This is a genomic window from Pontibacter russatus (assembly GCF_009931655.1).
GTDB classification, from domain to species: domain Bacteria; phylum Bacteroidota; class Bacteroidia; order Cytophagales; family Hymenobacteraceae; genus Pontibacter; species Pontibacter russatus.
The window spans coordinates 3,073,663-3,095,168 of the sequence record NZ_CP047984.1; the positions used below are offsets into that span (position 1 = coordinate 3,073,663).

Here is a 21,506-nt window from a genome sequence, read left to right on the forward strand (position 1 = left end):
TTGAGAGCATCAGAAAAAATCATCGAGGGTTTGTTGTGGCTGTCCGCCGTCATCACGATTCTTATCACGATTGGCATCATCTGGGTGCTGCTTTCCGAAGCCATCGATTTCTTCCAGGTTGTGTCGCTGGTGGAGTTCCTGACGGCAAAGCAATGGACGCCGCTTTTTGCCCAGAAGGAGTTCGGTATTCTGCCGCTGGTGGCTGGCACGCTGCTCACCACCGGCATCGCCATTGCCGTCGCGCTGCCCCTTGGGCTGACCATCGCCATCTACCTCAACGAGTACGCGCACGCCCGCATGAAGCAGGTGGTGAAACCGATGCTGGAGGTGCTGGCCACCATCCCGACGGTGGTATATGGCTTCTTTGCCCTGACCGTGGTGACACCTTTTCTGCAGACGCTCATCCCAAAACTGGCGGGCTTCAACGCACTTTCGGCGGGTATGGTGATGGGCATCATGATCATCCCGATGATTTCTTCCTTAAGCGAGGACGCCATCAGCGCCGTGCCGCGTTCGTTGCGCGAGGCCGCCTACGGCATGGGCTCCACGCGCCTGCAAACGGCCTTCGGGGTGATGGTGCCGGCCGCCTCCTCGGGCATTGTGGTGTCGGTGATACTGGCCATCTCCAGGGCGGTGGGCGAGACCATGATCGTGGCCATCGCCGCCGGGCAGCAGCCCCGCCTCACCCTGAACCCGCTGGTGCCCATCGAGACCATCACCACGTACATTGTGCAGGTAAGCCTGGGCGACGTGCCGCAGGGCTCGCTGGAGTACAAGACCATTTTTGCGGCCGGTATCACGCTCTTCATCTTCACGTTTGCGCTGAACAACCTCAGCTTCTGGATAAAAAAGAAATACCAGGAAAAGTATGACTAACTCAGACATCAACAGGCTCAAAGACAAGGCCTTCCAGGTTTTCGGGGTCTTTTGCACCCTCATCGGGCTGGTGGTGCTGGGCATCTTCCTCTTCGATATTATTCTGGAGGGCGCCAAGCGCATCGACTGGGACTTCCTCACCAGCCTACCCTCGCGGAGGGCCAGCCGCGCCGGTATCCTCACCGCCTGGGTCGGCACGATTTGGATACTGGTGCTCACCACCATCATTGCCTTCCCGCTGGGCGTTTCGGCGGGCGTGTACCTGGAGGAGTACAGCAGGAAGAATAAACTGAGCAACTTTCTGGAGATAAACATCTCTAACCTGGCCGGGGTGCCCTCCATCATATATGGCTTGCTGGGGATCGAGATTTTCGTGCGCCAGATGCGCCTCGGCAACAGCCTGCTGGCAGGCGCGCTCACGCTGTCGCTCCTTATCCTGCCCATCATTATCGTGACGACGCGCGAGGCCATCAAGGCCGTGCCGCGCAGCGTGCGCGACGGATCTTATGCCCTGGGTGCCTCCAAGTGGCAGACTATCTGGAACCAGGTGCTGCCGGCTTCGTTCGGGGGCATACTGACGGGCATCATCCTGGCGTTATCCAGGGCAGTGGGCGAGGCGGCGCCGCTTATCGTGATCGGGGCGCTGGCCTACGTGCCGTTTACCCCCGCCTCGCCGCTGGACGAGTTCACGGTGCTGCCGATCCAGATATTTAACTGGACCTCGCGGCCACAGGAGGCGTTCCAGACAAACGCGGCGGCGGCCATCATCATCCTGTTGATCATCACCTTCCTGCTGAACGGCATTGCCGTATACCTGCGCAACAGGCAGCAGAAAAAAATCAAGTGGTAAGACACCCATGAGCAAAAAGACAAATAAACTGGAGGCCATCAACCTCGATGCCTACTACGGCGACTTCCATGCCCTGAAGGGCATCAACATTGCCATGGAAGAGAAGAACGTGACCGCCTTCATCGGGCCTTCCGGCTGCGGCAAGTCCACGTTTCTGCGCACCTTCAACCGCATGAACGACTATATAGACGGCTTCCGGACGGAGGGGGACATTCTGCTGGACGGCCGCGACATATATGCCAAGGAGGTGCGTGTGGATGAGCTGCGCAAGGAAGTGGGCATGGTGTTCCAGAAGCCGAACCCGTTCCCGAAGAGCATTTTTGAGAACGTGGTATATGGCCTGAAGATACAGGGCATCAAGAAAAAAGCTATATTGGAGGAGGCGGCGGAGAAATCGCTGAAAAGGGCCGCGCTCTGGAACGAGGTGAAGGACAACCTGAACAAGTCGGCCCTGGCCCTGTCGGGCGGGCAGCAGCAGCGGCTGTGCATTGCCCGGGCGCTGGCCATCTCACCCTCGGTGCTGCTGATGGACGAGCCGGCCTCCGCCCTCGACCCGCTCTCCACGGCCAAAATCGAGGAGCTCATATATGAGCTGAAGAACGACTACACCATCGTGATCGTGACGCACAACATGCAGCAGGCCGGACGCGTGAGCGATCACACGGCGTTCTTCTATATGGGAGAGCTGGTGGAGTACGCCAAGACCAGGACCATGTTCACGAGCCCGCAGGACAACCGCACCCAGAACTATATCACGGGCCGCTTCGGTTGAGCTGCCCCGCTTGCTGCATTCGTTCCCGGTGTTTCCCATATATAAACTTCCCATATCCATATATAAATAGACAAGATGCCGCATATAGATGTAGAGTTAGAGAAGCTTAAGACAAAACTGCTGGAGATGTGGGACCTGGTGGAGTACCAGTTGCAGAGCGGGCGCGAAGCCGTGCTGAACGCTGACCAGGAACTGGCCAGGCAGATCATCAAGCGCGACCTCAAAGTGAACAGGTTTGACGTGAAGATAGACCGAATGTGCGAGAATTTCTTTGCCCTGTTCACGCCTGTGGCCGTGGACCTGCGCCTGGTGCTGGCCGTGCTGAAGATAAACGCCAACCTGGAGCGCACCGGCGACACAGCCGAGGGTATTGCCCGCTTTGCCAAAAAGCTGGACGTGCCCGTCAGCAGCGAGCTGCTGGAGCTGACGAACCTGCTGCCCATGTACGACGAGGCCCTGTCGATGTTTGCCGACTGCCGCGTGGCTTTCAAGAACAACGACCCGGTGCTGGCCAAATCCGTGATCAAGCGCGACAAGACGCTGAACAAGATCTACCGCAAGTCGGATGGCATTGCAACCAGGTATATGGCTGAGAACCCGGACAGGATATCGGAGGCCCTGGCCATCCTCTCCATCATCAAAAAGCTGGAGCGCGTCGGCGACCAGGTGACCAACATCGCCGAGGAGGTCATCTTCTACCGCGAAGCCAAGGTGGTGAAGCACAGGCAGGACAAAAAGCGGAAGAAGGGCGAGTGATGATTGCTAAATGGTTTAATTGTTGGATCAGCAACACAAGTTTATATATAGCACGGGCCGCAGCGGTCCGTGCTTTTTTGTTGGGGAGGATTGCATAATATTTTATTCCGCAAATTCTCAACTTGCGGCTTTTATATAGGCAGGTTTTCACATTCTATGCTGCAAGTTTGAGTGCAGCGGCAACTTGCGGTATGAATTAAGCCATCCAACCAGCAACTAACAATCAACAACCGACAACCAGCCAACAATCAACAGCTAAAACTACCTTCCCAACTATTTGTGCCGTACCTTTGCAGCAAAACCCGCAAAGTGCTGTTCAAAGAGATTATATACCTGATACAGAAGGACCTAGTGCTGGAGTGGCGGCAAAGGTACGCCTTCAACGGCATGCTGCTGTACGTCAGCAGTACGGTGTTTGTGTGCTACCTCAGCTTCGGGCTGCGCTCCGGCGCGCTCAGTGTGCCGGTCTGGAACGCGGTGCTCTGGATCATCCTGCTGTTCACGTCGGTAAACGCCATCGCCAAGAGCTTTATGCAGGAGAACCGGGGGCGGTTGCTTTATTTCTACTCGATCGTGAGCCCACAGGGCGTTATCCTGTCCAAGATTATATACAACGCCCTGCTGATGCTGGTGCTGGCGCTCATCTGCTTCCTGTTTTACGCGCTGGTGCTGGGCAACCCGGTGCAGGATGTGCCCATGTTCCTGCTCACCATCCTGCTGGGGGCCATCGGCTTCGCCACCTCCCTCACCATGATTTCGGGCATCGCCTCCAAGGCCGCCAACAGCGGCACCCTGATGGCCGTGCTCAGTTTCCCGGTTGTGGTGCCCATGCTGCTGATGCTGATCAAAATGTCGAAAAATGCTTTGGATGGCCTGGACCGTAGCACCAGCCTCGACGAACTGCTTACCCTGCTTGCCATAAACATGATTGTTGTCACTGTATCTTACATTTTGTTCCCGTACCTTTGGCGTTCATAAATGAAAAGACGCAAGTATCAGGACATCAGACTTAAGATTTGGTATCAGGTAAAGAACTCAAATGCAAAATATGAAGTTTCTGAATTTAGAAAAGAGTCTAATGTCCTGTGTCTAACTTCTAATATCTATCTATAAATGAAGAACAACTGGTGGAAAGTGCTGGCCGTGTTGCTATTGGGGTTTACCGTAGTGGCAGGCATGCTGACGGAGGTTCCCCGGCTGGCCATCCTCAACGAAACCATCCGCAACCTTTACTTCCATGTGCCGATGTGGTTCGGCATGATCCTGATCCTGCTGGTGTCTGTCGTCTACTCCTTCAAGTACCTCCGCAACCCCTCCATCAAGAACGATGTCATCGCCGCTGAGGCAGCCAAAGTAGGGATTCTGTTCGGTGTGCTGGGCATTGTGACGGGCATGGAGTGGGCCAAATTCACCTGGGGCGAGTACTGGAGCAACGACCCGAAGCAGAACGCCTCGGCCATTGGCCTGCTCATCTACTTTGCCTACCTCGTGCTGCGCAGCTCTTTCAACGAGCAGCAGCAGCGGGCCCGCATCAGCGCGGTCTACAACATCTTCGCGTTTGCCGCCCTTATCCCCCTGCTGTTTATCCTGCCGCGCCTCACCGACTCGCTGCACCCCGGCAACGGCGGCAACCCCGGCTTCAACACCTACGACCTGGACAGCCGCCTGCGCATGGTGTTTTACCCGGCCGTGCTGGGCTGGACCCTGCTGGGCATCTGGATTGTGAACGTAAAATCGAGAGTGGAATTACTCAGACAACGCATATATGAGAATGTTTAGAATACTGGCCGCCTGGTGCCTGATGCTCGGCGCCACGCTTGGGCTCACGCCCGCTACACAGGCCCAATCGGAGCAAACGGAGGTAGCATTTTCGGCGCCGCAGCCGGACGTGGAGATGGCAGACACCCTGCGCCAGGACGGGAAGATATACGTGGTGGTGGTGGTGCTGCTGACGGTGCTGGCGGGCACCATCCTGTACCTGGTGGTGATAGACCGCAAGGTGAGCAAGCTGGAAAAGCAGCTGAAAGACGATTTAGTAAACCGCTAAGGCGCGTACGGTAAAGCGGAAGGCTTGCTCTTTGCGGGGCGAAAATTAGCCTGCCGCCATGGATTTATATTAGCCTTGCACGTGTTAGGCTTTCGGAATAAGGAATCAGATCACTCATTATCCCTATATAGATGAAAAAGTCACACATCATCGGAATCATCGTCATCGCGCTGGCCATCGGCATCATCATGTCGTCTGCAGGCGATGCCAGCACCTATGTGTCCTTCGGCGAGGCCATTGAGCGCGCCGAATCAGGCAACGACACCAAGGTACACGTGGTGGGCCGCCTGAAGAAAGACGCGCAGGGCCATATAGTGGGCATGAACTACGACCCGCTGGTGGACCCCAACTACTTCACCTTCACGCTGGTGGATACCAACCGCGTGGAGCAGCAGGTGGTGTACTTTAACCCGAAGCCGCAGGATTTTGAGCGCTCCGAGCAGGTGGTGATTACAGGCAGCATGCAGAAGAACGTGTTCGTGGCCGACAAAATCCTGCTCAAGTGCCCGTCTAAGTATGTGGAAAAAGAAGTGCAGCAAAACACGGCAAGCCTTTAAATCAGTTTAGAGTTGAGAGTTCAGAGTTAAAAGCGAGGACTCTTATGCCGATCAACTCATGACTTTTAACTTTCAACTTTTAACTATCTGAGATGATAAATACGCTGATCGGGGATATTGGCCATGCAAGTGTGATTGTGGCTTTTGTGGCGGCCATTGTGTCCTCCTACGCCTATTTTATGGCCTCGCGCACCAAGGCGGGGGCCGCCGATAACAGCTGGCGCAACATGGCGCGTGGTGCGTTTTACGTACACGCCGCGGCGGTGCTGCTGGTGATCTTCGCGCTGTTCAACATTATATATGAGCACCGCTACGAGTACTATTACGCCTGGAGCCACTCCTCTAACCACCTGCCGGTGTACTATATGATTTCCTGCTTCTGGGAGGGCCAGGAGGGGTCTTTCCTGCTCTGGATCTTCTGGCATGTGATGCTGGGCGTGGCCCTGATCAACGGCGGCAGGAAAAACAAGGAGTGGGAGGCCCCGGTGATGGCGATGTTCTCGTTCGTCCAGCTCTTCCTGACCTCCATGATACTGGGTGTGGTGATCGGTGACCTGAAGATCGGTTCCTCTCCCTTCATCCTGATGCGTGATTTCATGCCGGACGCCCCGGTGTTTGCCATGGACCCTAACTTTGTGCCGCAGGACGGCACGGGCCTGAACCCGCTGCTTCAGAACTACTGGATGGTGATTCACCCGCCCACACTGTTCCTGGGTTTTGCGGCCACGCTGGTGCCGTTTGCCTTTGCCATGGCCGCTCTTTGGAAAGGAAAATTTGTGGAGTGGGTGAAGCCTGCCCTGCCCTGGGCGCTCTTTGCTGCGGTAGTGCTGGGCGTAGGTACCGTGATGGGTGCTTACTGGGCTTACGAAACGCTGAACTTCGGGGGCTACTGGAACTGGGACCCGGTGGAGAACGCCGTTTATATCCCGTGGCTGGTACTGGTGGGCGGTATCCATACCATGATTGCCTACCGCCGTGGCAAGCAGGGCCTGAAGGCATCCTATATCCTCGTTATCGCGTCTTTCATCCTTATCCTGTACGCCACCTTCCTGACGCGCAGCGGCATTCTGGGTAACGCCTCCGTTCACTCCTTCACCGATCTGGGGCTGTCTGGGCAGTTGTTTGCTTACCTGGCTGCCTTTGCCGTGCTAGCTGTTGGCCTGTTGGTGTACCGGTGGAAGCGCATCCCAACGACAGAGAAAGAACTTTCGACCTACAACGGCGAGTTCTGGGTGTTCATTGGCGCGGCGGTGCTTTGCCTGGCGGGTTTCCAGGTGCTTGCTACCACCTCCATACCGGTATATAACTCCTTCCTGGGCTTTATTGGGATAGAGTCTAATGCCGCGCTGCCCGCCGACCAGATTGAGCACTACACCAAGTTCCAATTGTGGGCCGGTGTGGGCATCGCCATCCTGTCTGGTATCGGCCAGTTGCTGTGGTGGAGCAAAGGCGAAAAGACGCGAAACACCTTTATTGATGCCATTATGCTGCCGGGCATGCTCACGCTGCTGTTCGCCAGTTTGATCATTGTGCTGTCGAAAATGGGGATGCTTTCCGAGACCATTGACAACCCGGTGTATATCACCCTGCTGGTGGCGGCGCTGTTTGCAGTGTTCGCCAACCTGAGCATCATCCTGAACCTGATCCATAAGAAAGTGACGCTTTCGGGCGGGGCGGTGTCGCATATAGGCATTGCCCTGATGCTGATCGGCATCCTGTTCTCCTCGGGCTACTCCAACATCATCTCCCAGAACACGTCGGGCATGGTGTACTCGCGTGAGTTCCCGGACGATATCAACCGCGACAACGTGCTGCTGTGGCGCAACACACCCGTAGATATGGACAAGTACACCGTGAGCTACCACGGCCAGTTCCAGGAAGTGGACGGCGTGCCGGAGTACGTGAACAAGGAATTGCTCTTCCCGACCATGGACCCATATAAAGCCATTGCGCGCGGCGACATCAAAGTAGGTGACAAGGTGTACTTCAAGACGGGCGATACGCTGGATCTGGAATCGCCGGAGAACACTTACTACCAGGTGCTGTACAAAGAGCGGGAGGGAGATGATGAATTTACCCTTTACCCGCGGGCGCAGGTGAACCCGAACATGGGTCTGCTGGCCTCGCCGGACATCAAGCACTTCGCCGACAAGGACCTGTACTCGCACGTGTCGTCTGTGCCGGACCCGAACGAGGAGAAGGACTGGGGCGACCTGCAGGAGTTTGACGTGGCCGCCGGAGACACCATCATCCTGAACGACTATGTGGCAGTGTTCAACGGCATAGAGCGCATCGATCAGGTGCCGGGCGTGGTGCTGGCGGAAGGCGACGTGGCCGTGCAGGCTGATCTGAAGATTATGGGCGAGCGCAAAGACTACCACGCGCACCCGGTGCTGATGATCAAGGACCAGATGATGGGGCGCGTGCCGGAAGAGGTGGCCGACCTTGGCCTGCGCATCACGTTCATGAACATCGACACCCAGAACAACCGGTTTAAAATCGGGGTGAACGCCACGCAAAAGGACTATATCATCCTGAAGGCGATGGAGAAACCGTTTGTGAACATCCTCTGGATAGGCACGATTGTGATGAGCATCGGTTTTGTGATGGCCATTGTGCGCCGCAAACGGGAAGGCGGCACGCCAAGGCCTGCCGCTCCAAAGAAAACCCGGGAAGTGCAGACAGCTTAAACATGATTTCCGCCGAAACTGAAAAGCCTTTGCTGATGAAGCAAGGGCTTTTCAGTTTTACAACGCCGCAGCTATATACAGCACCCAGAAAACGCACCAGCAATATATGAATTCATCTGAGAAGAAACGCATTGCCGTGATAGGGGCGGGCAACGTGGCCTGGCACCTGGCGCCCGCGCTCGCCGCCGCAGGACACACCGTCACAGCCATATATAGCCGCAGCCCCGCCTCGCGCGAGGCGCTGGCCCGACTCCTGCCAGCGGCGCAGCCCATATATAGCCTCGACCTGCTGGAGATGGCCGTAGAGGTGGTGCTGATTGCCGTGCCGGACGCCGCCCTGGCCGGGGTAGCCGCCGCCCTGAAGGTGGCGCCCGGCACGGTGGTGGCGCATACCTCCGGCTCGCAGCCGCTGGCGCTGCTTCAGCCAATTCAGGGAGCCCACATAGGCGTGTTGTACCCGCTGCAGACGTTTTCCAAATCCAAGCCCGTGGACTTTGCCGGTGTGCCGCTGCTGGTGGAGGCGCAGGATGCGGAAACGTTGCGGCAACTGGAAATGCTGGCCCAAAGCATCAGCAGCAAGGCGTATAGGGTTCCGTCCGAAGCCAGGAGGCAACTGCACTTGGCGGCGGTGTTTGCCTGCAATTTCACCAACCATTTGCTGGGCATCAGCGAGCAACTGCTGCAGGAGGCGAACCTGCCAAAGGAGTTGCTGCAGCCCCTGATAGCAGAAACCATTGAGAAAGCCTCCCGGCAAGACCCTTTTTCGGTGCAGACGGGCCCGGCCGTGCGCGGAGATGACAATGTGCTGCAGGCGCACCTGCAAATGCTGCAGCCGTACCCCCGCTACCAGGCTATATATAGGCAACTGTCCCAAAGCATACAGGCGCAGGCATCGGGTGAGGCAAATCAATTTAACCTAAAGGACGGTTCTCCTGTTTAAGTAGAGAGCCTGATGCAACAGCTGTTTTGATTCGGCTGCAGGCCTTTGTAAATTGCGCACCAAACACAGATAGAAGAAATGAAAGTTGTAAATATAACCTTTAAGTTTGCTGATGGCTCCCCGGACGAGACGCACCCTGCCGTGGAGGGGGAGTCGGTGCTGGACGTGGCCCTCAACAACGATATAAAACTGCAGCACAACTGCGGCGGCGTGTGCGGCTGCAGCACGTGCCACGTATACGTGGAGGCTGGCATGGACGACCTGCCGGAGATATCCGACAAAGAAGAAGACTACATCGACCGTGCCGTGGACCCGCGCATCAACTCCCGCCTGGGCTGCCAGTGCGTGGTGCAGGGCAACGAAGACATTGTGGTGACCATTCCCGAGCAGGACTTCCTGGGGCACTAAAAACATTTAACATTGATCATTTATCAGGTCTCGTCATACAGCATTGATAAATGTTAATTGATAATTGATAACTGAAAAGACATGAACAAGAGCTACGAGCCCCCCATCCACTGGAACGATTACGAAGACATCGCGATGGCGCTGTACGAGAAGTTCGGCGACGACTTCACCGAATCCAAGATATACCGCATCCGCTTCACCGAACTGCTGGACTGGGTGCTGTCGCTGCCTAATTTTGAGGGCACACGCGAGCAAGCCAACGAAGGCCACCTCGAGCAAATCCAGTCGGCCTGGGTATATGAGTGGCGCGACAACCAGGACTAAACTTTATATATAACTTCCGGCCAAGCGCCATATTCCGATATTTTTAAAGGCTCTTCCTGGCGAGGGGCCTTTATCATTTGGAGCAAGCCATATATAAACAAGCCATATATAAATTCGGGGCCGCTAAATCTTGTGCATATTTTTTGGCCCTCGCCCGTTTTTCTTTGTTCTTTTGCCTGATATTTTTGCTTTCGACCTATGTCCATTACCCAGACAGATTTAACCCGCATCAACACGTTTATTTTTGATGTGGACGGCGTGCTGACCGACGGCCTGCTGTATTGCTTCGCGGACGGGGAGCAGGTGCGGGCCTTCAACATCAAAGACGGCTTCGCCATCAAGCACGCTATCAGCCAGGGCTACCGCGTGGCGGTCATCTCCGGCAAAGACGAGCCGGGCGTGCGCAAGCGCCTCAAGCAGCTCGGCATCGAGGACATGTACCTGGGCAGCGAGGAAAAGGTGGACACCTTCGAGGATTATATATACATGCAGGGCATCCACCCGGCCACGGTAGCCTATATGGGCGACGACATGCCGGACTTCGAGGTGATGCAGCGCTGCGGGCTGCGCGCCTGCCCCGCCGACGCCGCCGATGACATCAAAGAGATCAGCACCTTCGTCTCCACCAAAAAAGGCGGCCGGGGCGCCGCGCGGGAGCTGATTGAGCAGATTATGAAGGCGCAGGACACGTGGTAAAACGCCGTATATGCTTTTTCTTCAATCCAATAGAAGATTTCTCTTAATGTGATATTGTATATATAAAAATAAATCCTTAGTTTACGTTCAGTTAATTACCTAATAAATTATTCATCTTTATGAAGACAGGAAAAGTAAAGTTTTTTATTGAGTCAAAGGGTTTTGGTTTTATAACTGAAGACGAGACAAACGAGGATTTCTTTGTGCATGCAAGCGGCCTGAACGGCGTGGAGATTCAGCAGCACGACCGCGTAGCTTTTGATACGCAGGAAGGCAAAAAAGGAATCAACGCGGTAAACGTGAAGAGAATCTAACACTGTTTACGCCACCGTTACCGGAAAAGCCCCTTGAACAAGGGGCTTTTTTATTGCCGTTTGCACCCGCCGCCGTACCTTTGCGTTGTTTTACCATCCCACCGCATGAAGCCCTTTTTAACTCTGATACGCGCCCAGAACCTGCTGATGGTTGTGCTGAGCCAGGCGCTGGTGCAGGCCTGTCTGCTGTCAGTGGGGGTGAGGTGGGCAAAGGTGCTGGAGCCGGGCTTTCTGGCCCTTACCCTCTCCACGGTGTGCATCGCGGCGGCAGGCTATATCATCAACGACTACTACGATGTGAAAATCGACGCCATCAACAAGCCGGACCGGCTGCTGGTGGGGCGCATCATCCGCAGGCGGCGGGCCATGTTCGCCCACCTGGTGCTGTCGCTCATTGGCGTCGTGATGGGGGCGTTGCTGCTGGTGCGGGTGGGGCTGATCAACCTGGGGGCGGTGCTGCTGCTGTGGGGCTACTCGGCGCGGCTGAAGAAACTGCCGCTCATCGGCAACATCGCCATCGCGCTGCTGTCGGCGTCTATGCTGCTGGTGGTGGCCGTGTATGCCGGTATGCTGAACATGACCACGCTGGGTTATGCCCTGTTCGCCTTTCTCATCTCGCTCATCCGGGAAATCATCAAAGACATAGAGGATATGAAAGGCGACGCCACCTTCGAGTGCCGCACGCTGCCCATTTTGTTGGGGATGCGGGGTGCCAAATACGTGCTTTACCCGCTCCTCGCGCTTTTCATGGCCCTGCTGGTTGCCAGCGTGCTGCACCCCTCCACGCCGCAGCTGTTCGACGTATATATGCTGGTGCTGGTGCTGGCTCCCAGCGTCTGGATGGCGGTGAAACTGGCGCGCGCCGACCGCAAGGCAGACTTCACGTACCTGAGCAACCTGAACAAACTCATCATGCTGCTGGGCATCCTGTCGATGCTGCTGGTGTAAAATGCCTGGATTATATAGGGCTGCAGAGCAGGAATTCTGCCAGGTTTATATATTCCCTGGCTATCATTGAAGGATTTGATACGCTGCGGCGCAAAATGAGAAAGCACCAAAAGGCAGGCGGAGCCTGTATCAGGTTGAACGGCACATGGAGACATATTGCCTTGCTAGCCTCCCTTTTTAAAGTGTATATTTGCTAACGCCATGGAAAACCTACACAGCAACGTAATGCAGAAGGCACAAGAGTTGCTGCAGCAGTACATGCTCCGCAAAACCAACTGCCGGTTAGAGGTGCTGGCGCTGCTGCTGCAGCACAACCACGCGCTGGCCCACTCCGACATAGAGCGGCAACTCGGAGACAGATATGACCGCGTCACGCTCTACCGCACGCTGCACTCATTCGAGGAAAAGGGGCTGGTGCACAGCATCAACGACGTGAGCGGGGTAGTGAAATACGCGCTTTGCCAGGAGGCCTGCAGCCAGCACCAGCACCACGACAACCATATACACTTCAACTGCACGTCCTGCGGCCAGACCTTCTGCCTGAACGAGGTGAACGTGCCCGCCCCCGCTTTGCCGGCGGGCTACAGGGTGCAGAGCCTGCACTTTTCGGCGCGGGGCATCTGCCGCGCCTGCGCCGCCGCGGCCTAAGCCCGTTTTCTGCATAAGCAAACCTGTTTACACCCGATGCCATGTCCCGCCAGCCAGACCATGCCGCCGCTTTCCGTGCCCTGGTGCTATCCCCGGCAAAGTTCCGGCTGTTTCTGCTGGGCCGGCTGCCCATGGCCTATATGGCGGGGCTGCGCGTAACGGACCTGAGCGGGGAGCACGCCACGGTGCGGGTGCCTTATAAATATCTCAACAAAAATCCCTTCCAGTCTATTCACTTCGCCTGCCTCAGCATGGCCGCCGAACTCTCAACGGGCGTGCTGTGCATGATGCAGGTATATAAAGCAGATCCGGCTATCTCCATGCTGGTGGTGCATATGGAGGCTGATTTCACAAAGAAAGCCGTAGGCAACATCACCTTCACCTGCCACGATGGCAAGGCCATCGCCGAGGCCGTTGAGCGGACAAAGGCAACCGGGCAAGGTGTGACGGTGGTAGCCACCAGCATCGGCGTGGACGAGAGCGGCGACCAGGTGGCCTCCTTCCGTTACACCTGGTCGCTGAAGGCGAAGCGGCAATAGAGCGTTTTTGTTTGTTATCTCAGGTCCTATATATAAGCATAAGTTTATATATTTAACAGAGCCTTTATTCCTCATATTTGGCTATATTAGGTAGCTAAACGTAGTAGCTCCGCTTAGCCCACAGTTAGCACATATAATATATAATGAAATGAAACTGTCTCATTTCTTTTTACTCATTGCTTTGCTGTTTGTGGTAAGTTGCTCATCAGGCAAGATGGAAGATGAATTATTAGGTGCTTGGATTCCTAAACATAATACATCAGGGACCTTTATCTTCTTCCCTGATTCTGCTTGGGTGCTTGTAAGGGATACGATAAAAGCATATACATATAAAATTGAAGATAAAGAATTAAAGATATATAGCTTGAATAAACAGTTTGGAGCTAATGCTGTAGTCAAAGAAAGCTTTCCTATTCGCTGGCTAAAGGAGGACTCTTTGATTCTTTATCATGAAGTCATGAAAGATGTAGGAGTAAATCTTACTTATCAAAAAGTAAATTTATTTCCAGAAAGAGTTGATAAGATTCAGTTCTCATATTTTAATGGCTGGCAAATAAGTAAAGATGTTGAAATTGATTCAGCAGGTAACTTTACAGCTTGGGAGTATAACTTTTGGACTGATGAAACATTCAAGTCAACAGGGCTTATAAATGAACCTGATGTGATAAAAATATTATGGGGAGCCAACTTTCTAACCAATCTCCCAGCCTCTTTTGAATTTTCGAAGAATCACTGCGATGATTGCGCTCCTTATGGACTTTCTGTTTATAAAGATGGAAAGGTGGAATCTTTCTATGCATCTGAAGCAAAAAAACCGAGTGCTGCTAATCTTGTTTTTTCAACATTACTCGATATAATTAGAAAATCAGAGAAAATCGAAACTGATACAAGAGCACCTAAACTCCGAAGCGATATTTACATTACAAGGGACACAACAGTAATAGAAGAAAAATAACAAGTGCTACACAGTTCAGCCTTTATGCTCGGCTGACGCCTCGCCATCTGTTATACCAACACGTTGGGGTACACTTGCAATTAAAGAAGGCTAACCATTTCCTGTTAAAATTTGTATATTCAGGATATGGGAACGGCAGAAATAATAAAAGAAATAAAAAGGCTTCCAATGGACAAGAAACTAAAAATTGTCGAGCAAACATTGAAGTCAATCAGAGAAACCGAAAGCAAGAACCAGCTTGAAAGGGCAGCTGCAGCTTTGTGTGGCGATTATACAACCGACAAAGAACTAACAGCTCTGACCAGCCTTGACTTCGAAGATTTCTATGAAGCAAGGTGAGATATGGCTGCTTAACCTGGACCCAACAGTCGGTGCTGAAATCAAAAAGACAAGACCAGCCATTGTCGTCATTGACAATGCTTTAGGCAAATTGCCCTTAAAAATAATCGTTCCGCTCACGGACTGGAAAGACAGGTATGCTATTGCGCCGTGGATGGTGAAAATAACACCTGATAAAACCAATAACCTTTCCAAGCCATCCGCAGCAGACTGTTTCCAGGTGCGCTCCTTGTCAGAACTCCGCTTCGTCAAAAAAGTGGGTAAGCGCAAATCAGTTGGAAGAGATAAAGTCCGGATTAGCTAAGGTTTTTTCCATAGAAGATTGAAGAAAAATCTACCCCAGCCAAGTTCATAAGCCATACTTCGGCTACGCCTCCCTCACCTTATATATAAGGCATTTAAAACAGAGCATTCTAAAAACGGATAACTATGGAAAAGAAAGTAGGTGTGGGCCTGATTGGTTCGCAGTTTATTTCAACAATTCATGCGGAAGCCTTGAAAAGAGTGGCTGATGCCGAGGTGCTGGCCGTCATGTCCCCTACAGAGGGAAACGCCAGAAAGTTCGCGGAGAAATTCAACATTCCCAACCAATTTACCAACCTGGACGACATGCTGGCCATGGACGAACTGGATATGATTGTGATTGGGGCCCCCAACTACCTCCACTGCGACATCACCCTGAAAATAGCCGAAGCAGGAAAGCATGTGGTGGTTGAAAAACCGCTTTGCATGAACCTGGAGGAAGCCGACCGGATGATAGCGGCCTGCAAAAAGGCCAATGTAAAGCTGATGTACGCGGAAGAACTCTGCTTCACGCCAAAATATGTACGCCTGAAAGGCCTGCTGGATGAAGGCGCGCTGGGCAGGCCGGTATTGTTTAAGCAGTCGGAAAAACACGATGGCCCGCACGCCGACCATTTCTGGGATGTGGAAAGATCTGGCGGCGGGGTTACCATGGACATGGGCTGCCACGGCATACAGTTTTTCCGGTGGCTGCACCCGGGTGTGCCCATTAAGTCTGTATATGCACAAATGAGCACGACGGTACACCAGGCGAAAACCAAGGGAGACGATAACGCCATTGTGATTCTGGAGTTTGAGGACGGGGTGGTGGCCATGATGGAAGAAAGCTGGACAAAGCTGGGCGGTATGGACGACAGGGCCGAGATACACGGCACGGAAGGCGTGGCCTATGCCGATGTACTGCAGGGCAACTCCATCCAGACCTACAGCAACAGGGGCGTGGGCTACGCAGTAGAAAAGGCAGGGAACACCGTGGGCTGGAGCTTTACCATGTATGAGGAAATCTGGAATTACGGTTTTCCGCAGGAGTTCGAGCATTTCGTGGACTGCGTGAAAAACGACAGGCAGCCGCTGGTAACCGGAGAGGACGGCAAAGCCGTGCTGGAAGTGATTTTCGCCGCCTACGAATCAGCCGGAACGGGAAGAAAAGTAGCATTGCCTTTTAAAACCGATGCTGAAAAACCCATCCGGCTTTGGAAAAATTAAGTCGGTATATATAATAACAAGGATGGCGTTTGCCTTCTCCACCGTTTCCAGGAGCGCACCAGGGGGTAAGGCATATTAACTCAAGTTACGATATAAAACAGCCCGTGTCTTATGAACATCCAACACTTCAGGGATTATGAGGCCATGAGCGTTGCCGCTGCCCAAATGGTTTATGCGTCCATCCAAGCCAAACCCGACCTGCTGCTTTGCGCTGCAACTGGCAATTCGCCCACAGGCCTCTACCTGCAGCTGCAAAAGTACTATGCGGAAAGCAGGGAGGACTTCCAGGATTTGCGTGTGCTAAAGCTGGATGAGTGGGGCTGGCTCCACGCAGCGCATCCCGCCACCTGCGAATATTATCTGCAGAGATACCTTATCCGGCCGCTGGGCATAAGTAAGGAGCGGTATTTTGGATTTGATGCCAACACGAAAAACCCTGAGCAGGAGTGCGCAAGGGTGCAGGCCATACTGGCAGCGAATCAGCCAATCGGTATCTGCATTCTGGGCATGGGGGTGAACGGGCATATGGGGCTTAATGAACCCGCCGCGCAGCTGATTGACCACTGCCATGTGGCGCAGCTGGCTGCCACCACGCTCCACCACGACATGGTATCCGATCTGGAGACGAAGCCGGCATATGGCCTTACCCTGGGCGTAAAAGATATTCTGGCTGCCCAGCATATCATCCTGCTGGTGGCAGGTGCAGGCAAGGAAAAGGCAACACAGGAACTACTTTCAGGAAGGATTACGAACGAATACCCGGCAACGCATCTTTGGGCACATCAGAAAGTTGACTGCCTGGTGGTGGGATAACCTGATTCGCTTGTTCAACGGGTTTTCGCCTACGAACCCATTGTGTGGCAAAGAGGGTATATGGGAGCGCATGCTGCTTAAAGGCAGAAAAGTGTATAAGTAGTTTTTCCCAGCATATGAAACAGGCGCTTGATAAAGGTCAGATAGAGCAATTCATACAGCACGGCTATGTAAGGCTCGATAACGCTTTCCCCCGCAGCCTGGCAGAGGAAGGACGCAACATCCTGTGGAAAGACACCGGCTGCAACCCCGACGACCCGGCAACCTGGACACAGCCCGTGGTGCGGCTCGGTGATTATACCCAAGAGCCTTTCGACAAAGCCGTGAACACGCCTTTGCTTCACGCTGCTTTCGATCAGTTGGTTGGCGCAGGAAGATGGCTTCCCCGCCATAGCCTCGGTACGTTCCCCGTTCGCTTTCCGAGCGCGGATGATCCGGGAGATGCCGGCTGGCATGTGGACGCGAGTTTTCCGGGGGCAGACCCGGCTGATGTTTTCTCGGCGCGGGTGAACATAAACTCGAAAGGGAGGGCGCTGCTGATGCTGTTCCTTTTCTCGGATGTAGCGGAGCGGGAGGCGCCCACCCGCATCCGGGCAGGCTCGCACCTGGATGTGGCCCGCCTCCTGGCCCCGCACGGAGCCGCAGGCCTGTCGTTTATGGGGCTGGCCGACCAGCTATATATAACCGCCGGCAGGCAGGAGGTACTGGCCACCGGCGAGGCAGGCACCGTTTACCTGTGTCATCCCTTTCTGGCGCACGCAGCGCAGGCGCACCACGGCCAAGCGCCCCGGTTCATGGCGCAGCCCCCGCTTCTTCCGGCGGGAGAATTTAGGCTTAACCGGTCAGACGCCGCTTACTCACCCATGGAAATAGCCATCCGGAAGGGAATCGGGTTAGGAGAGTGACTCCTGCGCCATATAGGCATTGCCCTTTTCTCATCCCCCATATACCATATATAATGGCCGCACCCGCTGGCTTCTACAGGCAAACCCCTTATATTTGCGTTTTCATGACACGTGCATCCTTTTGAAACGACCAGACAAGAAAAATATAGTCATCTTCGCCTCGGGTTCGGGGAGCAACGCCCAGCGCCTGCTGGAGCACTTTGAGCACCACCCCAGTATTCGTGTGGCCGCCCTGTTCTCCAATAACCCGAAAGCCTATGCCCTCGAAAGAGCCGAGACCTACCGCGTCCCGGCTTTTTTGTTTAACAGGGAAGACTTCTACCACTCCGACAAGGTGCTGGAGCAGCTACGGCAGTTCGAGCCCGACCTGATTGTGCTGGCCGGTTTTCTGTGGCTGGTGCCCCAAAACCTGCTCCGGGCGTTCCCCAACCGTATCATCAACATACACCCGGCGCTGCTGCCCCAATACGGTGGCAAGGGCATGCACGGCCGGCATGTACATGCGGCTGTGGTGCAGGCGGGCGAGCCCGAGTCGGGCATCACCATCCACTATATAAACGAGGAGTATGACAAAGGCACGTTCATCCTGCAGGAGCGCTGCCCGGTGCTCCCCGGCGACACACCCGAGGCCCTGGCCGCCCGCGTACTGCAACTGGAGCACCGGCACCTGCCGCTGGTGGTAGAGCAGCTGCTGACAGAGCAGGATCAACAGGAAAAGAAAGACTAAACTTAAACAGCCATACCCATGCAACCCGTTAAAATCAAATCCGCACTCATCTCTGTTTATTATAAAGACCGCCTGGAGCCGCTGGTGGAGCTTCTGAAGCAGCACAACGTGACCATCTACTCCACGGGCGGCACGCAGACCTTCCTGGAAGAGCAGGGCGCCAAAGTGGTGGCCGTGGAGGACCTGACCGCGTACCCGTCTATCTTCGGGGGCCGGGTGAAGACGCTGCACCCGAAAGTGTTCGGCGGCATCCTGCACCGCCGCGACAACGAAAGCGACCTTTCTGAGAGAGAGAAGTTCGAGATCCCGCCCATCGACCTGGTGGTGGTGGATTTATATCCCTTTGAGGAAACGGTGGTCTCCGGCGCTTCGGAGGCAGACGTCATTGAGAAGATCGACATCGGCGGCATCTCCCTGATCCGGGCGGCGGCCAAGAATTTCAAGGATGTGCTGATTGTCTCGTCGCGCGACCAGTACGGCGAGGTGGTGGAACTGCTGCAGACCAAGGACGGCGCCACGGATATAGAAGACCGCAAGCGCTTCGCGGCCAAAGCCTTTGACGTCTCCTCGCACTACGACACGCACATTTTCAACTACATGAACTCGGGCGAAGAGAACCCTGTGTTCAAGCAGAGCCTGCGCCAGAGCACGCCGCTGCGCTACGGCGAGAACCCGCACCAGAAAGGCACTTTCTACGGCAGGCTGGAAGACCTCTTCGAGCAACTGAACGGCAAGCAGCTGTCCTACAACAACCTGGTGGACGTGGATGCCGCCGTGGCCCTGGGTGCCGAGTTTGAGGAACCGACCGTGGCAATCCTGAAGCACACCAACGCCTGCGGCTGCGCCACCGCCGACACCATCAAGGAAGCCTACCTGCTGGCGCTCTCGTCTGACCCGGTGTCTGCCTTTGGCGGCGTGATCATCGCGAACAGAACCATTGACCTGGGCACGGCCGAAGAACTGAACAAGCTGTTTTTCGAGGTGCTCATCGCCCCGGAGTATGATGCCGACGCGCTGGAAGTGCTGCGCTCGAAGAAAAACCGCATCCTGCTGAAGCAGAAGGAGGTGGAATTGCCGAAGAAGCTGTTCAAAACCCTGCTGAACGGCGTGATTGAGCAGGACAAGGACCTGGCCACAGAGACAGAAGCCGATTTCAAAACCGCCACGAAGCGCGAGCCGACGGCCCAGGAGAAAAAAGCGCTGGTGTTTGCCGCCAAGGTCTGCAAGCACACCAAGTCGAACACCATTGTGCTGGCCACCGACAAGATGATGTACGCCAGTGGCGTGGGACAGACCTCCCGCGTGGATGCCCTGCGCCAGGCCATCGAGAAAGCCCGCAGTTTCGGCTTTGACCTGAGCCAGACGGTAATGGCCTCCGACGCGTTCTTCCCCTTCCCGGACTGCGTGGAGATTGCGGACCAGGCGGGCATCAAAGCCGTGGTGCAGCCCGGCGGCTCCATCAAAGACCAGGACTCCATTGCCTACTGCGACGCACACAACATGGCGATGGTGATGACAGGCGTGCGCCACTTCAAGCATTAAGCTTTAACTCCTGCTATATATAAAATCCCCGGCACCGCAAAAGGCCGGGGATTTTTGTACCTTTCCTGAAGGCCTGACTGACCAGCAATTTGAAGATAAACGGGAGTATATTCAATTTCCTTATATAGGCACTCGTTATATAAACTCCTGTATAAACTTGTATGCGCCAGGCTGGCCTGCAGAAAACTTTATATTTTACACGCTTTGGGTGGCGCATTATTAATTCCGCTGAATTTCACTAATTTTGCTGCAAGTTTCTGATTAGAAATATTGTATATCTAAAATATAATTGGGCACAGTTTCGCCTGCACCTCCACAATGGGACTATTCAACTTCTTAACCAGTGATATAGCGATTGACCTTGGTACTGCCAATACCCTGATCATACATAACGATAAAATAGTTGTAGACGAACCTTCCATCATCGCAGTAGACCGCACCACGGGCAAAGTGCTCGCCATCGGCCGCCAGGCGATGCAGATGCACGAAAAAACCCACGAGAACATCAAGACCATCCGCCCGCTGAAAGACGGGGTGATCGCCGACTTCCACGCGGCCGAGGAGATGATACGGGGCATGATCAAGATGATCGACACGGGCCGCCGCCTGTTCCAGCCGTCGCACCGCATGGTGATTTGCATTCCTTCGGGCATCACGGAGGTGGAGAAGCGCGCGGTGCGCGACTCGGCCCAGCATGCCGGCGCCAAGGAGGTGTGGATGATTCAGGAACCCATGGCCGCGGCCATTGGCATCGGCATTGACGTGGAGCAGCCCATCGGCTCTATGATTGTGGACATCGGCGGGGGTACCACCGAGATTGCCGTGGTGGCGCTCTCGGGTATTGTCTGCGACCAGTCCATCCGCATTGCGGGCGACGTGTTCACCAAGGACATCCTGGACTATATGCGCCGCCAGCACAACCTGCTGATAGGCGAGCGCTCTGCCGAGAAGATCAAGATTGAAGTGGGCGCGGCCCTCACCGAGATCGAGAACCCGCCTGCCGACTACGAAATACGCGGACGCGACCTGATGACAGGCATCCCGAAGGTAATCAAGGTCACCTACCAGGAAATCGCCATCGCGCTGGATAAGTCTGTTTCTAAGATTGAAGAGGCCGTGCTGAAGGCCCTGGAGATTGCCCCGCCCGAGCTTTCTGCCGACATATATGACAACGGCATCCACCTGACGGGCGGCGGCGCGCTGCTGCGCGGCCTGGACAAGCGCCTGGCCGCCAAAACGAAGCTGCCCATCCACATTGCCGAGGACCCATTAAGAGCCGTGGTGCGGGGCACAGGGGCCGCCATCAAGAACATCGAAGGATTTAAGAACGTGCTGCTGACGTAACAGGACT

Annotated in this window: 26 protein-coding genes; all 26 read left to right on the plus strand. The window is 54.7% G+C overall.

Annotation, left to right across the window (positions count from 1 at the left end; translation table 11 throughout):
- The 26 genes from pstC to GSQ62_RS12650 all read left to right on the plus strand — a co-directional run bounded on the left by pstC (position 1) and on the right by GSQ62_RS12650 (position 21,499).
- Positions 1-876 carry a phosphate ABC transporter permease subunit PstC gene (pstC, locus tag GSQ62_RS12525; protein WP_161889818.1) on the plus strand — a complete coding sequence of 292 codons (876 nt, stop codon included), beginning with the start codon at positions 1-3 and terminating at the stop codon, positions 874-876.
- Complete coding sequence (pstA, locus tag GSQ62_RS12530; RefSeq protein WP_161889819.1) at positions 869-1,726, plus strand: phosphate ABC transporter permease PstA; 858 nt, start codon at positions 869-871, stop codon at positions 1,724-1,726. Before pstC ends, pstA begins: the two co-directional genes overlap by 8 nt.
- Positions 1,727-1,733: 7 nt before the next feature.
- Entirely contained in the window at positions 1,734-2,498 is a 765-nt protein-coding gene (pstB, locus tag GSQ62_RS12535; protein WP_161889820.1) for a phosphate ABC transporter ATP-binding protein PstB, read from the plus strand.
- Positions 2,499-2,573: 75 nt separating this feature from the next.
- A complete protein-coding gene (gene phoU, locus GSQ62_RS12540; RefSeq protein WP_161889821.1) occupies positions 2,574-3,254 on the plus strand; it encodes a phosphate signaling complex protein PhoU in 681 nt (226 codons plus the stop codon).
- Between the two features lie 336 nt (positions 3,255-3,590).
- Positions 3,591-4,232 carry a heme exporter protein CcmB gene (locus GSQ62_RS12545; RefSeq protein ID WP_161891433.1) on the plus strand — a complete coding sequence of 214 codons (642 nt, stop codon included), beginning with the start codon at positions 3,591-3,593 and terminating at the stop codon, positions 4,230-4,232.
- A gap of 135 nt (positions 4,233-4,367) precedes the next feature.
- Positions 4,368-5,033, plus strand: a complete 666-nt coding sequence (gene ccsA, locus GSQ62_RS12550) for a cytochrome c biogenesis protein CcsA (protein ID WP_161889822.1) — start codon at positions 4,368-4,370, stop codon at positions 5,031-5,033.
- A complete protein-coding gene (locus GSQ62_RS12555; RefSeq protein WP_237586614.1) occupies positions 5,020-5,301 on the plus strand; it encodes a CcmD family protein in 282 nt (93 codons plus the stop codon). Before ccsA (GSQ62_RS12550) ends, GSQ62_RS12555 begins: the two co-directional genes overlap by 14 nt.
- Before the next feature lie 131 nt (positions 5,302-5,432).
- Positions 5,433-5,858 carry a cytochrome c maturation protein CcmE domain-containing protein gene (locus GSQ62_RS12560; RefSeq protein ID WP_161889823.1) on the plus strand — a complete coding sequence of 142 codons (426 nt, stop codon included), beginning with the start codon at positions 5,433-5,435 and terminating at the stop codon, positions 5,856-5,858.
- Positions 5,859-5,950: 92 nt separating this feature from the next.
- Positions 5,951-8,548: a cytochrome c biogenesis protein CcsA gene (gene ccsA / locus GSQ62_RS12565; RefSeq protein WP_161889824.1), complete on the plus strand. Its 2,598-nt coding sequence runs from the start codon at positions 5,951-5,953 to the stop codon at positions 8,546-8,548.
- A 106-nt stretch (positions 8,549-8,654) separates the two neighbouring features.
- Positions 8,655-9,488 (plus strand): Rossmann-like and DUF2520 domain-containing protein, encoded by an 834-nt coding sequence (locus GSQ62_RS12570; RefSeq protein WP_161889825.1) that lies wholly within the window; start codon positions 8,655-8,657, stop codon positions 9,486-9,488.
- A 78-nt stretch (positions 9,489-9,566) separates the two neighbouring features.
- Positions 9,567-9,896 (plus strand): 2Fe-2S iron-sulfur cluster-binding protein, encoded by a 330-nt coding sequence (locus tag GSQ62_RS12575; RefSeq protein ID WP_025608925.1) that lies wholly within the window; start codon positions 9,567-9,569, stop codon positions 9,894-9,896.
- Positions 9,897-9,977: 81 nt separating this feature from the next.
- Positions 9,978-10,220, plus strand: a complete 243-nt coding sequence (gene iscX / locus GSQ62_RS12580; RefSeq protein ID WP_161889826.1) for a Fe-S cluster assembly protein IscX — start codon at positions 9,978-9,980, stop codon at positions 10,218-10,220.
- A gap of 198 nt (positions 10,221-10,418) precedes the next feature.
- Entirely contained in the window at positions 10,419-10,916 is a 498-nt protein-coding gene (locus tag GSQ62_RS12585) for a KdsC family phosphatase (protein ID WP_161889827.1), read from the plus strand.
- A gap of 119 nt (positions 10,917-11,035) precedes the next feature.
- On the plus strand, positions 11,036-11,230 hold the full coding sequence (locus tag GSQ62_RS12590) for a cold-shock protein (protein WP_161889828.1): 195 nt from the start codon (positions 11,036-11,038) through the stop codon (positions 11,228-11,230).
- Positions 11,231-11,335: 105 nt separating this feature from the next.
- Positions 11,336-12,178 (plus strand): geranylgeranylglycerol-phosphate geranylgeranyltransferase, encoded by an 843-nt coding sequence (locus tag GSQ62_RS12595; RefSeq protein ID WP_161889829.1) that lies wholly within the window; start codon positions 11,336-11,338, stop codon positions 12,176-12,178.
- A gap of 201 nt (positions 12,179-12,379) precedes the next feature.
- On the plus strand, positions 12,380-12,826 hold the full coding sequence (locus tag GSQ62_RS12600; RefSeq protein WP_237586615.1) for a Fur family transcriptional regulator: 447 nt from the start codon (positions 12,380-12,382) through the stop codon (positions 12,824-12,826).
- A gap of 41 nt (positions 12,827-12,867) precedes the next feature.
- Positions 12,868-13,365, plus strand: coding sequence for a PaaI family thioesterase (locus GSQ62_RS12605; RefSeq protein WP_161889830.1), 498 nt, complete (start codon positions 12,868-12,870; stop codon positions 13,363-13,365).
- A 148-nt stretch (positions 13,366-13,513) separates the two neighbouring features.
- On the plus strand, positions 13,514-14,320 hold the full coding sequence (locus tag GSQ62_RS12610; protein ID WP_161889831.1) for a hypothetical protein: 807 nt from the start codon (positions 13,514-13,516) through the stop codon (positions 14,318-14,320).
- A gap of 126 nt (positions 14,321-14,446) precedes the next feature.
- Complete coding sequence (locus GSQ62_RS12615) at positions 14,447-14,659, plus strand: hypothetical protein (RefSeq protein WP_161889832.1); 213 nt, start codon at positions 14,447-14,449, stop codon at positions 14,657-14,659.
- Positions 14,646-14,963, plus strand: a complete 318-nt coding sequence (locus tag GSQ62_RS12620; RefSeq protein ID WP_161889833.1) for a type II toxin-antitoxin system PemK/MazF family toxin — start codon at positions 14,646-14,648, stop codon at positions 14,961-14,963. The genes GSQ62_RS12615 and GSQ62_RS12620 overlap by 14 nt, the downstream gene beginning before the upstream one ends.
- A gap of 125 nt (positions 14,964-15,088) precedes the next feature.
- A complete protein-coding gene (locus tag GSQ62_RS12625) occupies positions 15,089-16,168 on the plus strand; it encodes a Gfo/Idh/MocA family protein (RefSeq protein WP_161889834.1) in 1,080 nt (359 codons plus the stop codon).
- A 111-nt stretch (positions 16,169-16,279) separates the two neighbouring features.
- A complete protein-coding gene (locus tag GSQ62_RS12630) occupies positions 16,280-16,981 on the plus strand; it encodes a galactosamine-6-phosphate isomerase (RefSeq protein ID WP_161889835.1) in 702 nt (233 codons plus the stop codon).
- Positions 16,982-17,097: 116 nt separating this feature from the next.
- A complete protein-coding gene (locus GSQ62_RS12635) occupies positions 17,098-17,886 on the plus strand; it encodes a phytanoyl-CoA dioxygenase family protein (protein WP_161889836.1) in 789 nt (262 codons plus the stop codon).
- Between the two features lie 121 nt (positions 17,887-18,007).
- The gene (gene purN / locus GSQ62_RS12640; protein WP_161889837.1) at positions 18,008-18,613 is read left to right on the plus strand and encodes a phosphoribosylglycinamide formyltransferase; all 606 of its coding nucleotides are present in this window, start codon (positions 18,008-18,010) and stop codon (positions 18,611-18,613) included.
- Positions 18,614-18,631: 18 nt separating this feature from the next.
- Positions 18,632-20,155 carry a bifunctional phosphoribosylaminoimidazolecarboxamide formyltransferase/IMP cyclohydrolase gene (gene purH / locus GSQ62_RS12645; protein ID WP_161889838.1) on the plus strand — a complete coding sequence of 508 codons (1,524 nt, stop codon included), beginning with the start codon at positions 18,632-18,634 and terminating at the stop codon, positions 20,153-20,155.
- 318 nt (positions 20,156-20,473) lie between these two features.
- Complete coding sequence (locus GSQ62_RS12650) at positions 20,474-21,499, plus strand: rod shape-determining protein (protein ID WP_115565171.1); 1,026 nt, start codon at positions 20,474-20,476, stop codon at positions 21,497-21,499.
- The last annotated feature ends 7 nt before the right edge of the window (positions 21,500-21,506 follow it).

Excerpts from the sequence above, each read along its gene's own strand:
- pstA (WP_161889819.1), top strand. The coding sequence starts at position 869 with ATGACTAACTCAGACATCAACAGGCTCAAAGACAAGGCCTTCCAGGTT.
- pstB (WP_161889820.1), top strand. The coding sequence starts at position 1,734 with ATGAGCAAAAAGACAAATAAACTGGAGGCCATCAACCTCGATGCCTAC.
- phoU (WP_161889821.1), top strand. The coding sequence starts at position 2,574 with ATGCCGCATATAGATGTAGAGTTAGAGAAGCTTAAGACAAAACTGCTG.
- ccsA (WP_161889822.1), top strand. The coding sequence starts at position 4,368 with ATGAAGAACAACTGGTGGAAAGTGCTGGCCGTGTTGCTATTGGGGTTT.
- GSQ62_RS12555 (WP_237586614.1), top strand. The coding sequence starts at position 5,020 with ATGAGAATGTTTAGAATACTGGCCGCCTGGTGCCTGATGCTCGGCGCC.
- GSQ62_RS12560 (WP_161889823.1), top strand. The coding sequence starts at position 5,433 with ATGAAAAAGTCACACATCATCGGAATCATCGTCATCGCGCTGGCCATC.
- ccsA (WP_161889824.1), top strand. The coding sequence starts at position 5,951 with ATGATAAATACGCTGATCGGGGATATTGGCCATGCAAGTGTGATTGTG.
- GSQ62_RS12570 (WP_161889825.1), top strand. The coding sequence starts at position 8,655 with ATGAATTCATCTGAGAAGAAACGCATTGCCGTGATAGGGGCGGGCAAC.
- GSQ62_RS12575 (WP_025608925.1), top strand. The coding sequence starts at position 9,567 with ATGAAAGTTGTAAATATAACCTTTAAGTTTGCTGATGGCTCCCCGGAC.
- iscX (WP_161889826.1), top strand. The coding sequence starts at position 9,978 with ATGAACAAGAGCTACGAGCCCCCCATCCACTGGAACGATTACGAAGAC.
- GSQ62_RS12585 (WP_161889827.1), top strand. The coding sequence starts at position 10,419 with ATGTCCATTACCCAGACAGATTTAACCCGCATCAACACGTTTATTTTT.
- GSQ62_RS12590 (WP_161889828.1), top strand. The coding sequence starts at position 11,036 with ATGAAGACAGGAAAAGTAAAGTTTTTTATTGAGTCAAAGGGTTTTGGT.
- GSQ62_RS12595 (WP_161889829.1), top strand. The coding sequence starts at position 11,336 with ATGAAGCCCTTTTTAACTCTGATACGCGCCCAGAACCTGCTGATGGTT.
- GSQ62_RS12600 (WP_237586615.1), top strand. The coding sequence starts at position 12,380 with ATGGAAAACCTACACAGCAACGTAATGCAGAAGGCACAAGAGTTGCTG.
- GSQ62_RS12605 (WP_161889830.1), top strand. The coding sequence starts at position 12,868 with ATGTCCCGCCAGCCAGACCATGCCGCCGCTTTCCGTGCCCTGGTGCTA.
- GSQ62_RS12610 (WP_161889831.1), top strand. The coding sequence starts at position 13,514 with ATGAAACTGTCTCATTTCTTTTTACTCATTGCTTTGCTGTTTGTGGTA.
- GSQ62_RS12615 (WP_161889832.1), top strand. The coding sequence starts at position 14,447 with ATGGGAACGGCAGAAATAATAAAAGAAATAAAAAGGCTTCCAATGGAC.
- GSQ62_RS12620 (WP_161889833.1), top strand. The coding sequence starts at position 14,646 with ATGAAGCAAGGTGAGATATGGCTGCTTAACCTGGACCCAACAGTCGGT.
- GSQ62_RS12625 (WP_161889834.1), top strand. The coding sequence starts at position 15,089 with ATGGAAAAGAAAGTAGGTGTGGGCCTGATTGGTTCGCAGTTTATTTCA.
- GSQ62_RS12630 (WP_161889835.1), top strand. The coding sequence starts at position 16,280 with ATGAACATCCAACACTTCAGGGATTATGAGGCCATGAGCGTTGCCGCT.
- GSQ62_RS12635 (WP_161889836.1), top strand. The coding sequence starts at position 17,098 with ATGAAACAGGCGCTTGATAAAGGTCAGATAGAGCAATTCATACAGCAC.
- purH (WP_161889838.1), top strand. The coding sequence starts at position 18,632 with ATGCAACCCGTTAAAATCAAATCCGCACTCATCTCTGTTTATTATAAA.
- GSQ62_RS12650 (WP_115565171.1), top strand. The coding sequence starts at position 20,474 with ATGGGACTATTCAACTTCTTAACCAGTGATATAGCGATTGACCTTGGT.